Source organism: Amycolatopsis australiensis (genome assembly GCF_900119165.1).
Taxonomy (GTDB): domain Bacteria; phylum Actinomycetota; class Actinomycetes; order Mycobacteriales; family Pseudonocardiaceae; genus Amycolatopsis; species Amycolatopsis australiensis.
Genome location: NZ_FPJG01000006.1, coordinates 7,028,019 through 7,042,028, shown reverse-complemented (window position 1 = coordinate 7,042,028; position 14,010 = coordinate 7,028,019). Strand labels below are relative to the sequence as shown.

14 protein-coding genes and 1 tRNA gene are annotated in these 14,010 nt (G+C 69.5%); 11 read left to right on the top strand and 4 right to left on the bottom strand.

What is annotated here, in order from left to right; all coding sequences use genetic code 11:
* The 3 genes from BT341_RS34220 (at position 1) to BT341_RS34210 (ending at position 2,633) form a co-directional block, all read left to right on the top strand.
* Complete coding sequence (locus tag BT341_RS34220) at positions 1-258, top strand: helix-turn-helix transcriptional regulator (protein WP_084743095.1); 258 nt, start codon at positions 1-3, stop codon at positions 256-258.
* On the top strand, positions 255-1,724 hold the full coding sequence (locus BT341_RS34215; protein WP_072480175.1) for a tyrosine-type recombinase/integrase: 1,470 nt from the start codon (positions 255-257) through the stop codon (positions 1,722-1,724). Before BT341_RS34220 ends, BT341_RS34215 begins: the two co-directional genes overlap by 4 nt.
* Positions 1,725-1,952: 228 nt before the next feature.
* Positions 1,953-2,633, top strand: a complete 681-nt coding sequence (locus BT341_RS34210) for a GNAT family N-acetyltransferase (RefSeq protein ID WP_072480174.1) — start codon at positions 1,953-1,955, stop codon at positions 2,631-2,633.
* Positions 2,634-2,778: 145 nt separating this feature from the next.
* Here BT341_RS34210 and BT341_RS34205 read toward each other — a convergent pair whose 3' ends face one another.
* Complete coding sequence (locus tag BT341_RS34205) at positions 2,779-3,306, bottom strand: nucleoside 2-deoxyribosyltransferase domain-containing protein (protein ID WP_072480173.1); 528 nt, start codon at positions 3,304-3,306, stop codon at positions 2,779-2,781.
* A 206-nt stretch (positions 3,307-3,512) separates the two neighbouring features.
* Between BT341_RS34205 and BT341_RS34200 the strand changes: the two genes are divergently transcribed.
* Positions 3,513-4,994, top strand: coding sequence for a protein kinase domain-containing protein (locus tag BT341_RS34200; protein ID WP_072480172.1), 1,482 nt, complete (start codon positions 3,513-3,515; stop codon positions 4,992-4,994).
* Between the two features lie 328 nt (positions 4,995-5,322).
* Here BT341_RS34200 and BT341_RS34195 read toward each other — a convergent pair.
* Positions 5,323-5,399 (bottom strand) — tRNA-Leu (locus tag BT341_RS34195).
* 173 nt (positions 5,400-5,572) lie between these two features.
* Here BT341_RS34195 and BT341_RS34190 point away from each other — a divergent pair.
* From BT341_RS34190 to BT341_RS34160, 7 genes are all read left to right on the top strand, one after another.
* Positions 5,573-6,187 carry an ANTAR domain-containing response regulator gene (locus BT341_RS34190; protein ID WP_072480171.1) on the top strand — a complete coding sequence of 205 codons (615 nt, stop codon included), beginning with the start codon at positions 5,573-5,575 and terminating at the stop codon, positions 6,185-6,187.
* A 430-nt stretch (positions 6,188-6,617) separates the two neighbouring features.
* Positions 6,618-7,799, top strand: coding sequence for a branched-chain amino acid ABC transporter substrate-binding protein (locus BT341_RS34185; protein WP_072480170.1), 1,182 nt, complete (start codon positions 6,618-6,620; stop codon positions 7,797-7,799).
* 86 nt (positions 7,800-7,885) lie between these two features.
* The gene (locus BT341_RS34180; protein WP_072480169.1) at positions 7,886-8,902 is read left to right on the top strand and encodes a branched-chain amino acid ABC transporter permease; all 1,017 of its coding nucleotides are present in this window, start codon (positions 7,886-7,888) and stop codon (positions 8,900-8,902) included.
* Positions 8,899-10,044, top strand: coding sequence for a branched-chain amino acid ABC transporter permease (locus tag BT341_RS34175; RefSeq protein ID WP_072480168.1), 1,146 nt, complete (start codon positions 8,899-8,901; stop codon positions 10,042-10,044). The genes BT341_RS34180 and BT341_RS34175 overlap by 4 nt, the downstream gene beginning before the upstream one ends.
* Positions 10,041-10,967, top strand: coding sequence for an ABC transporter ATP-binding protein (locus BT341_RS34170; RefSeq protein ID WP_072480167.1), 927 nt, complete (start codon positions 10,041-10,043; stop codon positions 10,965-10,967). The genes BT341_RS34175 and BT341_RS34170 overlap by 4 nt, the downstream gene beginning before the upstream one ends.
* Positions 10,954-11,667, top strand: a complete 714-nt coding sequence (locus tag BT341_RS34165; RefSeq protein ID WP_072480166.1) for an ABC transporter ATP-binding protein — start codon at positions 10,954-10,956, stop codon at positions 11,665-11,667. Before BT341_RS34170 ends, BT341_RS34165 begins: the two co-directional genes overlap by 14 nt.
* Before the next feature lie 165 nt (positions 11,668-11,832).
* Positions 11,833-12,603, top strand: coding sequence for an alpha/beta hydrolase family protein (locus BT341_RS34160; RefSeq protein ID WP_072480165.1), 771 nt, complete (start codon positions 11,833-11,835; stop codon positions 12,601-12,603).
* On the opposite strand, the gene BT341_RS34155 is transcribed toward BT341_RS34160, so the two are convergent.
* Positions 12,569-13,540 carry a LysR family transcriptional regulator gene (locus BT341_RS34155; RefSeq protein WP_072480164.1) on the bottom strand — a complete coding sequence of 324 codons (972 nt, stop codon included), beginning with the start codon at positions 13,538-13,540 and terminating at the stop codon, positions 12,569-12,571. The genes BT341_RS34160 and BT341_RS34155 overlap by 35 nt on opposite strands.
* Positions 13,541-13,544: 4 nt before the next feature.
* Positions 13,545-13,985, bottom strand: a complete 441-nt coding sequence (locus tag BT341_RS34150) for a PaaI family thioesterase (RefSeq protein WP_072480163.1) — start codon at positions 13,983-13,985, stop codon at positions 13,545-13,547.
* Positions 13,986-14,010: the final 25 nt, after the last annotated feature.

Below are 14,010 nucleotides of genomic sequence, written 5' to 3'. Positions count from 1 at the left end.
ATGCCTGCCCATCGTTCCGCACGTCTGCCGCAGCGCGAGTCCTCGAATGCGCCTGCCGCAACCGATTCACCTGATCCTGAGGATCTCCTGACCGTCGACGAGGTCTGCGCCAAACTGCGCGTCACCCGTTCGACCTTCAACGATTGGCGGGCGAAGCAGTGCGCGCCGCCCTGTGTGCGGTTGCCCAACCGGCAGTTGCGGTTCCGGGCCTCCGCGCTGGAGCGCTGGCTGGCCTCGCACGAGGAGGCGTCTGCGTGACGGACACGACCTTCGATGTCCGGATCTGGGACGTGCGGGTCAAGACCGGGCGGCCGCGCAAGGACGGGAAGCCGCCCAAGAAGTCCTACATCGTCCGGTGGGTGGTCGCCGGCAAGGTGTTCCCGGAGACGTACGCGAACGCGACGTTGGCGGAGAGCTTCCGCTCCAAGCTGATCGTGGCCCAGCGCAACGGCGAAGCGTTCCGTATCGCCGACGGCCTGCCGGTGTCGATGGCACGAGTCCAGAACGATCAGTCGTGGTTCAGCTTCGCACAGGCCTATGTGGACATGAAGTGGCGCCGGGCGGCGGCGAAGTCCCGGTCCGGCAACGCTGATGCGCTGGCGACGGCGACACTGGCGTTGCTGGAACGCCGCCGCGGCAAACCCGACGATGCCGTGCTGCGCCGGGCGATGACAGGCTGGGCGTTCAACACTGTCCGGCGCGAGACCGGCAAGCCCCCGGACATCGAGGCCGCGCTGGCGTGGCTGGAGTCCAACACAGTCGCCGTGTCGCGGCTGGGCGACCTGACGACGCTGCGGGGCGTGCTGGACCAGCTGGCGCTGAAGATGGACGGTTCGGCGGCCGCGGCGAAGACGGTGTACCGCAAGCGCGCGGTGGTGTTCAACGCGCTCGAGTACGCGGTGGAGCGGGACTTGCTGCCGGCGAACCGGTTGCCGGAGGTGAAGTGGACGGCGCCGAAGCGGGTCCGGGCGATCGACACCCGCGTGGTCGTCAACACCCGCCAGGGCCCGCAGCTGCTGGCCGCGGTGGCGGCCCAGAAGGTGATGCGGCTACCGCCTGGTGCGCCCGAGCCGGTGATCGTGGAGCGGCGTTCGTCCGGGCCGCGGCTGGTCGCGTGCTTCGGCGCGATGTACTACTCGGCGCTGCGGCCCGAGGAAGCAGTGATGCTGCGCGACATCGACCTGAAGCTGCCGCGGAAGGGCTGGGGCGAATTGCTGGTGTCGGAGACAGCCCCGATCGCCGGTGCGGCCTGGACCGACACCGGGCAGCGGCGGGACCGCCGCCAGCTCAAGCAGCGCGCCAAGGGGGAGGTCCGGCCGGTGCCGTGCCCGCCGCCGTTGACCGCCCTGCTGCAGCAGCACCTCGAGCAGTACGGCGTCGCTGACGATGGCCGGCTGTTCCGGAGCATGGACGGTGGCGATGTCGCCGAGTCCACGCTGGCGCGGGTGTGGGACAAGGCACGCAAGGCAGCCTTGACGCCGGAGGAGTACCGGTCGCCGCTCGCGCGCCGGCCCTACGACCTGCGGCACGCCTGCGTCTCGACGTGGCTCGCCGGTGGCGTGATTTCAGCCCAGGTCGCCCTGTGGGCAGGGCACTCGGTTGCGGTGCTGCACGAGGTCTACGCCAAGGTGCTGGCCGGGCTCGAAGAAGAATCGCTGGGCAAGATCGCCCGCATTCTTGGCCTGCCGGAGGACGAGCCGGAGGACGAGGACGACAGTGCGTAGCCCGGGGCCGACTGGGACGACTAATTGCAGCCAGGAACGCACAACTAAGCTCATGCTCCGGACACACCGGGCCAGGAGCCGGCCATCGCCGCGCTCAGCTTCTGCGCGGTGACAGCGTGGCGACATGCCTGCGTTCTCCCTGGCACTGTCAGCTCGCGGACCGGCGCTGGGCTGGACCATGCTGGGTCTTGACGCCAGTGTCGACCCGGAAGGGACAGCGAGGGATTGATGGCCGATTACGTGTTTCCGGAGCTACCCGAGATCGAGAAGGCGTACCGGGCTGCGTATAGGGCGCTCGCCGCGCTCGCCCCGGGTACGGTCACCATCGAGGAGGAGACGTCGTTTCCCGAGGTGCTCTCCCAGTTCCCGTTCCTTCTCGACCGGGCGGATCTCGCGACTACTGCCCACCTGGGTCCGGCTGTCTCCTGGCAGGCCTCACGCCAGGACGACCTCTGGGACTTGGCCGTGGCCGGCATCGATCTCGATGGTGACGAGCATGATTTCGACGGTGCCGTCCTCGGCGCGGAGGTGACCGAAGGCCCAGGCGGACGCTGGCACGGCAGTGCGCTGGACCGGGCGGGGTTGGCGTACAAGCGTGCGTGCGGCTGGGATTTTGCTCCGGGCGAGTCGGGCGTGTGGCTGCTGATGTTGGCTCCGGTTGGGGCCAGTGGTGGGGAGGAGGGGCTGTGGTTCTTCAGCGGTCGCCTCGCCGGGTTCGTCATCGTCTACGACCGCGACGAGGATGGCGCCTATGAGTCCGTCGGGCATATCTGGACCGCGAGTGCGTGGCAGCGCCGCGGGATCGCGCGACGGTTGTTGACCGAGGCGCGGTCGCGGTTTTCCATCACCACGGTTGAGGAGCCCTACACCGAGAAGGGAGCCGCATTTTTGCGCGCGTGCCCGGAGTAAGCGCGTGCCCATCAGTCTGCTGAAGGTGACTTTCGCCTGGTGAAACCAGTATCTTCACGCCGCAGTTCCCGCTGCGCGCGGACGAGATGGCCGAGATGGCCGGGATCTGGGGTGCGTCGATGGAAGGGCCGGATCGCTTTCCCGGCTACCGCAGCCGGACGGGGGCGGTGCGGGCTCGGCGGCCGGCGCCGAGTGCGGCCAGTTCCTGGGTTGCTGCGGCGATGACCCGGTCGAGGGTGTGGTGCACGACCAGGTCGGGGCGTTCGTTCGCGATCTGCAGCAGGATCTCGCCGCGGCACGGGTAGCCGGGTGCGGCGCCGACCACCAGCCGCCGCTGCGGGCTGCGCGGCCGGATCAGCTCGGCGCCCAGCTCCAGCAGCGCGGTGACCGCGACGGCGGCGGGGTCGGTGCGCGGGAACCAGAACAGCATCACCAGCGTCGGTAGCCGGCGGTGCTGGCAGGCCCACGCCGCCTGTTGCGAGGCCTCGGCTAGCCCGGTGTCCGGGACCCCAGCCTGACGCGGGTTGAGCACCACCGCGCCCGCGTTGGCCAGTTGCGCCCCGGCCTGGGCCTGCCAGTCCTGCTCGCCGGCGACGTCGCCGGCGAGGAACACCGGCGGGCCGTCGCCCAGTTGCGGCACGTAGTACGTGGGCGCCTGGATGTTGCGGGTCATGGCTGCCGAGCCTGACACAGCTTCCGCTGGGGCCGCCTCAACGACCCGCCAGTGATGGCTGCTGAACCGCTAGCCGCAATGCCAGTGGAGGTCATCGGCGCCGACGACCACGACGTTCATCAACGGGCCGGTGTGCGCCGCAGAAATTGAACTGTCGGGCCCGGCGCCTAACATCTTCGATACCTACTGTGGACGGAGATGGTTCGATGCGGGTTACCTGCAAGAACGGCGTATGGGAACTCGGCGACCGGATCGGCGGGGGCGGTTACGGGCAAGTGCTGGAAGCGCGTGCAGAGTCGGGAGTCGACGGCGCGGCCAAACTGGTGCCGAAAGAGCCCGGTGCGGAACGCGAGCTGCTGTTCGCCGAGCTGGGCGGTGTCCGCAACGTGGTGCCGATCATCGACGACGGCGAGACGGACGACGCGTGGGTGCTGGTCATGCCGCGTGCGGAACGCTCCCTGGAACAGCACCTCAAGCAGGCCGGCGGATCTCTCGACGTGGGCTCCGCCGTAGCGGTGCTGCGTGATATCGCGGTGGCACTGGCCGATCTGGAGGACCGGGTCGTGCATCGCGACCTGAAGCCGGGCAACGTGTTGCTGCTCGACGGCCACTGGTGCCTGGCCGATTTTGGCATCGCCCGCTACGCGGACGCCACGACCGCCCCGGATACCCGCAAGGGCGCCTTCTCGATCTTCTACGCGGCGCCGGAACGGTGGAGCAACATGCGTGCGACCGCGGCCACCGATGTCTACTCCTTCGGCTGTATAGCCCATGAGCTGCTGTCGGGCAGTCCGCCGTTCACCGGCCGCTACCTCCACGAACTGCGCGAGGCGCACCTGCACGGCAGTGTCCCGCAGCTGGTGTCCACCCCGGCGGTGCTGGCCGCGTTGGTGGAGGAGTGCCTGTACAAGTCCCCACAGGCGCGCCCGAGTGCGGTGAACCTGGTCAAGCGTCTCGAGCGCGCCGCCGAACAAGCTGCCTCGCCCGGGTTGGCGGCATTGCAGGAGGCCAACCGCGTCCAAGCCGTCCAGAAGGCGGCGTCCTTGCAGGCAGAGTCGGCGGCGCAGTCGGAGCAGCAGCGGCGCGCAGGTTTGTTCGAGGCCGCCACACGCAGCTTCGCCAGGATCGCCGACTCGTTCAAGGACGCGTTGACCAGCAACGCCCCCGGGGCGACCGTCCAAACGGTGCGGGGCGGCGGCTGGCAGATCCACCTGGGACAGGCCGTGCTCACCGTGGCCGGCCCCGCGCCGACGTCGGAATCGGCATGGGGCGCGTGGGACCGCCCTGGGTTCGAGGTGATCGCGCATGCCGAGATCGATCTCCTCGTGCCGGCCGACGGGCACGGCTACGAGGGGCGTGAGCACTCGCTGTGGTTCTGCGACGCCGCCCCCACGGGGCAAGGCCGCTACCAGTGGTTCGAGACGGCGTTCATGGTCTCGCCCATGCTCAACCGCCCGGTGCGGCAGGATCCGTTCGCCCTCGACCCGGGCATGGAAGCGGCCAAGGCGCTGTGGAACGGCATAGCAGAGTGGCAGCTCGCATGGCCCTTCACACCGCTGACCGTGGATGACCTGGACGAGTTCATCGGCAGGTGGGCGGGGTGGTTGGCCGCAGCCGCGGACGGCCGGCTGAGCCATCCCTCGTCGATGCCCGAACGGCGCCCGGAGAACAGCTTCCGTCGCAGCTGACGGGCACGCACGCCGTATCTAGGGCGGCGCCATAAGCTCCGGTGCGGACCTGCTGGCAGCCCGTGAGGCATCCGGGTCAGCGGTGTGACGCCTCACGGGTTGGCTATCCGATCGTTTGAGACCCCGGAGCCGCCCGATACCGCCTCCGGCGCCTCCGCGCGGCCCGCCAACCGTGCGTCCGGGACCCCGGATCCTGCCAAAAAGTAGACCGCGAATAGACCGCGACTGGCCGCACACCACCGGTTTCAGCCGTACACAACCGGACATCCCGGACTGGAACGCCGCTCCAGTCCGACCTGCTCAGCGACCTGTTTTCGCAGGTCAGAGGTGGTGCCCCCGGAGAGATTCGAACTCTCACTACACGGGTTTTGAATCCGTTGCCTCTGCCAGTTGGGCTACGGGGGCGTTGACGTCGTGACTCTACGGGATCACCCGGCTCGCGCTGTGACCGGGGCGCGGTGTCGCGCTGGCCACTTCGTGGTGAACGCCATCTCTGCTTCTGGATCGTTCCCGGTAGGCTTCGGGTTCGCGGAAAGCCGCGAAAACCCATCGCCCGCCGAGTCTTCAGGAGGACCCCGGTGACCGATCAGGCTACCGAGGCCAACGGTGCCGCCACCGTGCCGCAGCGTCGGGTGCTCGTCGCCGAGGACGAGGCTCTCATCCGGCTTGACCTCGTCGAAATGCTGCGTGAAGAGGGCTATGAGGTCGTCGGGGAGGCCGGGGACGGGGAGCAGGCCGTCGCGCTGGCCACCGATCTCAAACCCGACCTCGTGATCCTCGACGTCAAGATGCCGAAGCTCGACGGCATCGAGGCCGCGTCCAAGATCACCGGGGACCGGATCGCGCCCGTCGTCATCCTCACCGCCTTCAGCCAGCGTGACCTCGTCGAACGCGCGCGGGACGCCGGCACCATGGCCTACCTCGTCAAGCCCTTCGCCAAGCGGGACCTCGTGCCCGCCATCGAGCTGGCCGTCAGCCGGTTCTCCGAGCTGCAGGCCCTCGAGGCCGAGGTCGCCGGGCTCACCGACCGGCTCGAGACGCGCAAGGTCATCGACCGCGCCAAGGGGCTGCTCATGAGCCGGCAGGGCCTGACCGAGCCCGACGCCTTCCGCTGGATCCAGCGCACCGCCATGGATCGCCGGACCACGATGAAGGCCGTCGCCGAGGCTGTCGTGGAGAGCATCGGCAGCTGATCCCGGAACCACCGGAAAGGGTGCGCCCGCCTGAGCGGGTGCACCCTTTTTCGTGACGCTCCGAGTGCCCGAAAGGGCGTAACCGGGTACCTTTGCGTACCTTTCCGGCGTGGCCGGACGCGGTGATCGACAACGGGTCCGTAGACTCTGCACACCTTGGCCCGGCCGTCAAGGGGCAGTCTGCGGGCTGTTGTGCACCGAGAGTCATCACCTGCTGGTCACATTACGACGAGCGGGTGTAAATCATACGTTAATACTCGTGACGACCGTCACGATGTGGCTACAAGAGCGCGCGTGACTCTGTGCAACGGCTCCCGGGGCGGCTACTTTCAGCGGCCAGTCAGGTCCCACGCCGGGACAGCCGCCCGACCGGGCGGCCAGGTGGCATTTGGAGGAACGAGTGCAGAAAGCACGACTTGCGAGGGTCATCGTGCTGGCCGCTGTCGGGGCCCTTTCCCTCAGCGCGTGTGCGGCACGGAACGACAGCGGCTCGGGCGGCAACAACGCGAGCTCGCAGGCCCAGGCCGCGGCCCCGTCAGCCGCCGCCGACGCGGCCGACCCGGCCGGCGACGGCAAGGCGCAGTGTGCCCCCACCTCCATCGCGTACGCGGGCACTATCAACGGCGCCAACGCCGCGCTGGGCCAGAACATCCTGAACGGCGTCAAGCTCGCCGTCGACCAGCACAACAAGGCCAACGCGGGCTGCCAGGTCAAGCTGGAGCAGTTCGACACCGAGGGCACGCCCGACAAGGCGCCCGGCATCGTGACGCAGATCGTCAACACGCCGTCGATCATCGGCGTCGTCGGCCTGCCGTTCTCGGGTGAGTCGAAGGCCGCGGGCAACATCTTCAACAGCGCGGGCCTGGTCACGGTGACCCCGTCGGCCACCAACCCGACCCTCTCCCAGAACGGCTGGAAGACCTTCTTCCGCGGCCTGGGCAACGACAACACGCAGGGTCCGGCCGCCGCGAAGTTCATCACCGGCGACCTCAAGGCCAACAAGGTCTGCGTGATCGAGGACGACTCCGAGTACGGCACCGGCCTCGCCACCGCCGCCATCAAGGCGCTGGGCGACAAGGCGACCTGCCAGGACAAGGTCAAGACCAAGCAGACCGAGTTCTCCGCGGTCGTGAACAAGGTCAAGAGCGAGAACCCCGACGTCGTCTTCTACTCGGGCTACTACCAGGAAGCCGCGCCGTTCGCGCAGCAGCTGAACGACGCCGGCGTCAAGGCCAAGTTCGTCGGCCCGGACGGTGTCAAGGACGACGAGTTCGTCAAGGGTGCCGGCGACGCCGCCGCCAACGCCTACTTCACCTGCCCGTGCGTCCCGGCCGACCAGTTCACCAAGTTCACCGAGGCGTACAAGGCGGCTTCGGGCAAGGACCCGGGCACGTACTCGCCGGAGGGCTACGACCTGACCACGATCCTGCTCAAGGGCATCGACGCCGGCAAGAAGGACCGCCCGGGCCTGCTCGAGTGGGTCAAGAACTACGACGGCCAGGGCCTGACCAAGCACTTCAAGTGGGACGACAAGGGCGAGCTGTCCCAGACGACCGTGTGGACCTACAAGGTCGAGAACGGGAAGATCGTTCGCAACACCGAGATCAAGTAGTTCCGCCTTCTGTTCTGTTTCCGGGGTGCGCGCCCGGCGGCTCGATCCCGCCGGGTGCGCACCCCGGACCCACATGGAGAACTGGTGTGTCGATAACCCATGACCTGAGTTCGCTCGTCCTCGCGCAGGGCGGCGAATGGATCAAGTTCGATGTTGACTCGTTTGTCCAGCAATTCTGGAACAACACGATCGAAGGGCTCTCCTACGGGAGCATCTACGCGCTGGTCGCCCTCGGCTACACCCTCGTGTACGGCGTCCTGAAGCTGATCAACTTCGCGCACTCCGAGGTGTTCGTCTACGGCTGTTACGCGACCTGGTTCGTGTTCTTCGGACTGGGTTTCCGCCCCGGCGCGACCCCGTCGCTCGGGGCCGGTGAACTGATCCTGTACCTCGGGATCGCGCTCATCGCCGCGATGGCCGTCTCCGGCGGGACCGCGGTGCTGCTGGAACGCGTGGCCTACCGCCCGCTGCGCAAACGCGGCGCGCCCAAGCTGGTCTTCCTGATCACCGCGATCGGCGCCTCGTTCGTGCTGCAGCAGATCCTGTTCATCTGGCGCGGCGGCAACCCCGAGCAGTCGATCCGCCTGCTGCGCAACGAAGAGCAGTTCCAGATCTTCGGCGGCAGCGTCACCAACATCACCATCATCACGGTGGTCGCGTCGATCCTGCTGATGATCGGCGCCGACATGTTCGTCAACCGGACCAAGTTCGGCCGCGGCATCCGCGCCGTGGCGCAGGACCCGGACACCGCGACGCTGATGGGCGTCAACAAGGAACGCGTCATCACCCTGACGTTCCTCATCGGTGGCCTGCTGGCCGGCGCGGCCGCGCTGTTCTACATGATGAAGATCCCGCAGGGCGCCTCCTACCAGGGTGGGTTCATCCTCGGCATCAAGGCGTTCACCGCGGCCGTGCTCGGCGGCATCGGCAACCTGCGCGGCGCGCTGCTCGGCGGTCTCCTGCTCGGCGTGGTCGAGAACTACGGCCAGTCGCTGTTCGGCGGCGAGTGGCGTGACGTCGTGGCGTTCGTGCTCCTGGTCCTGATCCTCATGGTGCGGCCGACCGGCATCCTCGGCGAGTCGCTCGGAAAGGCACGGGTATGACGACCACGACGACCCCTGCCCCGGCCCAGGCGAAGAAGCGCCGTCCGCTGGGCGAGTGGTGGAACAACCTCGGCCGCGTGCAGCAGTGGGGCGTGCTGATCCCGCTCGTCGCGCTGGTGTACCTGCTGCCGGTGCTGAACCCGCCGATCCTGACCACCGAACCGGGCTACGACTTCCCGATCGCCATGTTCGAGGTGGCCCGGTACGCCCTGATCGCCATCGGCCTCAACGTCGTGGTCGGCCAGGCCGGCCTGCTCGACCTCGGGTACGTCGGGTTCTTCGCGGTCGGCGCCTACGTCGCCGCGCTGTTCACCAGCCCGGACTCGTCGCTGTCGAAGCTGCCGTTCCTGGTCGTGCTGCCGATCGCGATGGCCGTGACGATGATCTTCGGCGTGGTCCTCGGGACGCCGACGCTGCGGCTGCGCGGCGACTACCTGGCGATCGTGACGCTGGGCTTCGGCGAGATTGTCCGGCTGCTGGCCGACAACGTCGACCCGCTGCGCGGCAACCGCGGGTTCCAGCAGGTCGGGCATCCGCCGGGCACCCACGCCGACGGCTCGCCGCTGTTCACCAACACCAACGGCATCCCGTGGTACTGGCTGTGCGTCACGATCATCATCCTGATCCTGTTCCTGGTCGGGAACCTGGAACGCAGCCGCGTCGGCCGCGCCTGGGTCGCCATCCGGGACGACGAGGACGCCGCCGAGATCATGGGCGTGCCGACGTTCAAGTTCAAGATCTGGGCGTTCGTCGGCGGCGCGGCCATCGGCGGCCTGTCCGGCGCGCTCTACGCCGGCCAGCTCGGGTTCGTGAACAACCAGAAGTTCGACGTGGTGACGTCGATGCTGTTCCTGGCCGCGGTCATCCTCGGCGGGTCGGGCAACAAGGTCGGCGTCATCCTCGGCGCGGTGGTGGTGGCCTACATCCCGCTGCGGTTCCTGGTGATCGCCCAGTACAAGTACCTGATCTTCGGTGTCGCGCTGATCGTCCTGATGATCTTCCGCCCGCAGGGTCTGCTCGGTGCCCGGCAACGGTTGCTCACCTACGGCAGGCAGGCGTACCAGCGATTGCTGGGCAAGGGCGAGCAGATCAGCAGTGACGGCGCGCTGCAGACCGAACCGACCCCGGGGAGCAAGTCATGACCGACCCCCAGAACGGCGGTCCGGAGGTCGCCGCGGAGGGCGGCCTCGTCGCCGAGCTGCAGCACATGACGGCCGAGGAGCGGGCCGAGCACGAGGCGGAGGTCGCGGAGGTCGTCGCGGCGGACCGCGCCATCGACGTCGAGGTGGGGCAGACCCTGCTCGAGGTCGACAACGTGACGATGCGCTTCGGCGGTCTCGTCGCGCTCGACCAGATCTCCTTCGGCATCCGCCGCGGCGAGATCCTCGGGCTGATCGGCCCCAACGGCGCGGGCAAGACGACGTGCTTCAACGCGATGACCGGCGTCTACCGCCCGACCTCCGGCGAGGTCCGGCTGGAGGGCAAGCCGCTGGGCAAGACGTCGCGGCACGGCATCACGCAGCTGGGCATCGCCAGGACGTTCCAGAACATCCGGCTCTTCGGCGAGATGACGGCGCTGGAGAACGTCGTCGTCGGCACCGACGCGCGGCACAAGACCAGCATGATCGGCGCGCTGCTGCGCCTCCCGCGGCACCACCGCGAGGAGAAGGCCGCCGTCGAGAAGGCGATGGCCCTGCTGGAGTTCGTCGGCATCGCCGACCGCGCGGCCGACCGGGCGAAGAACCTGCCCTACGGCTACCAGCGGCGCCTGGAGATCGCGCGGGCGCTGGCGACCGAGCCGAAGCTGCTCTGCCTGGACGAGCCCGCGGCGGGCTTCAACCCGGCGGAGAAGGAAGAGCTCATGGGCCTGATCCGGACCATCCGGGACGACGGCTACACGGTGCTGCTCATCGAACACGACATGAAGCTCGTCATGGGCGTGACCGACCGGATCGTGGTGCTGGAGTTCGGCAAGAAGATCGCCGAAGGACTGCCGGCCGAGATCCGCGAGAACCCCGCGGTGATCGCGGCCTACCTGGGGGTGCCTGACGATGACGTTGCTTGAGCTGTCGGACGTGTCCGTCCACTACGGACGGATCCAGGCGGTCTCCGGGCTGTCCATCACGGTGAACGAGGGCGAGATCGTCACGCTCATCGGCGCGAACGGCGCCGGCAAGTCGACGACGATGCGGGCCATCTCCGGCATCCGGCCGATCTCCGCCGGCAAGATCACCTTCGCCGGCGAGGACATCTCCAAGCTGCGCGGTGACCTCCGGGTGGCCCGCGGGATCTCCCAGGCGCCGGAAGGCCGGGGCATCTTCCCCGGCATGACGGTGATGGAGAACCTCGACATGGGCGCCTACGCCCGCAAGGACCGCAAGAGCCTCGGCGCGGACCTGGACCGGGTCTTCGAGCTGTTCCCGCGGCTGGCGGAGCGCAAGACGCAGATGGGCGGCACGATGTCCGGGGGTGAGCAGCAGATGCTCGCCATCGGGCGCGCGCTGATGGCGAAGCCGAAGCTGCTGCTGCTCGACGAGCCGTCGATGGGCCTGGCCCCGCAGTTCATCCAGCAGATCTTCCGGATCATCACGGAGATCAACAAGCAGGGCACCACGGTGCTGCTCGTGGAGCAGAACGCGCAGCAGGCGCTCTCCCGCGCCCACCGCGCGTACGTGCTCGAAACCGGCCGGATCACCAAGACCGGCACCGGCAAGGAGCTGCTCGCGGACACCAGCATCAAGGAGGCCTACCTGGGCGTCGGCTGACGTCTCCAGCCCCCGGAACCGGCCCCGCGCGCTCCGGCGTGCGGGGCCGGTTCGCGTTCCGGTCGACAACCACTGGTTGTCGTCGGCGCCGGAACGGCTGTTGGACCGGGCCCGTCCGGCGGCGGTTCGATGAAAAGGAACCGAGAGAGACGAAGGAGAGACACCATGGGCGAGATGGTCGAGGGGGTCGCGGCGGGCGTGCCGTTCGTGGCGCTGCCGCCGGCGGACCGGGACGCGCCGGCGGCGCTGGTCGCGGGCTGGCACCTGATGGACGAGCCGTCGAGCGAGCGGGCCATGGCCGAGGCCGTCCCGATGGCCGGCCTGCAGGCGTGGCGCGTGTACTTCGGGCTCCCGCTCTCCGGCGCGCGGCTGCCCGAAGGCGGTCCCGGCGAGGTCTTCCGGCGCGCGAGCGAGGACGCCGTCCTGAACGTGTTCGAGCCGGTCACCGAGCAGGCGGCGGGGGAGTTCCCGGCCGCGCTGGCCGAACTGCGCGACCGGCTGCCGGGCGCGACCGGGCCGCTCGGCGTGTTCGGCGGCTCGGCCGGGGCGCTCGTGGCGCTGGAGGTGCTGGCGCGCGGGGACGCCGCGATCGCGGCCGGGGCGGTGGCCAGCCCGGTCGTGCAGCTCGCGCCGATGATCGCCGCCAACGAGCGGCGGTTCGGGGTGACCTACGCGTGGAGCGAGCGGTCCCACGCGGTCGCCGCGCGCTACGACTACGTGGACCGGGCCGCCGAGCTGACCGCGCCGCTGCTGCTGGTCACCGGGGCGGACGACGACATCGCCGTGCGCGAGCCCGCCGAGGCGTTGCGCGCGAAGCTGGGGGCCGAGCTGGTGACGGTCGAGGGGATGGCGCACGAGTTCCCGCCGGGGACGCCGGGCGCGGCCCGCGTCGACGCCGCGTTCACCGAGTGGTTCGCGCGGCGGCTGCGCGGCTGACGTCGGCTTCCGGCAGCCAGGCGTGTTCCGGGTCGTAGGCGCACCAGTTCTCTTCGCGGCTGGTGCGCCCCGCCAGGGCCAGGAGCCGCCGCAGCGCCGGGTGCGCCCGGCCGCGCCGCCAGACCAGCGACCACGGGAACAGCGGGGACGGCTCGAACGGCAGCACCGTGAGGTTCAGATCGGGCGCGAGCTGCATGTCGGCTCCGGCGAGGGTGACGCGCTGCGTGCCGTACCGCGTCTGCTCGAGCGTGTGCCGCAGGTCGTAGCTGACGCCGGAGTCGTCGATCGGCACGCCGAACCGGGTGCACAGCTCGTGCAGGTACGACAGCCATTCGCCCGGCCCGCGCAGCCCCGGCAGCCAGATCCCCTCGGCGCGCAGGTCCTCCAGCCGCAGGACGTCGTTGCCGGCCAGCGGGTGCTCCGGCGCGAGCAGCGCGACCAGCGGTTCGAGCCGGACGATCCGGTGCTCCAGCTCCTCGGGCAGCGGGCGGCCGCACCCGGTGACCCGGCCGATGGCCGCGTCGAGCTCGCCGGACAGCAGCGGCTCGACGGCGTTGGCGAACCCGCCGCCGGCGACCCGGTCGATCTTCATGCCCGGCTCCCGCGCGGCGAGCCGGCGGAGCAGGAACATCGGGGCGAGCCGGTAGTCGACGACGTCGAGCCGCAGCGGCCGGTCATCGGCGCCCATGGCGGCCACCGCCGCGTCGGCCACCCGCACCAGCTCGCGGGCGTGCGGGAGGAAGCGCTCACCGTCGGCGGTGAGCGTGACCGAGCGGTTCGTGCGCAGGAACAGCGGGGTCGCGAGGGCGTCCTCGAGCTTCCGGATCCGCTTCGACAGCGCCTGCTGGGTGAGGAACAGCGCCTGGGCGGCCCGCCCGAAGTGGCGTTCCTGCGCGGTCACGACGAACGCCCGGACCTGGGCGAGGTCGAGGTCCACCGGCTCAGGCGCCCGGCGGGCGGTCCCGGACGACGCAGGTGAGCCGGGCGGTGCAGGTGCGCCTGCCCTCGTCGTCGGTCAGCACGATCTCCGCGGTGATGGTGCCGCGCCCGACGTGCAGCGGCGTCGCGACGCCGGTGACGGTGCCCGAACGCACCGCGCGGTGGTGCGTGCAGGACAGCTCCAGGCCCATGGCCGCGCGGTCCGGGCCCGCGTTGAGCGCGGCGACCGTCGAGCCCAGTGCTTCGGCCAGCACGGCGTTGGCCCCGCCGTGCAGCAGGCCGTACGGCTGGAGGTTGCCCTCGACCGGGATCGTGCCGACGACACGCTCGGCCGTCGCTTCGAGCAGCTTCATCCCGACCTTGTCGTTCAGCTGCTGGTCCGCCGCCGCCGGGTCGATGCCCGACAGCCGCTCCACGTCGATGGGGGCGGCACTGTCCGTCACGCAAAGCTCCTGTTCCTATGCGACA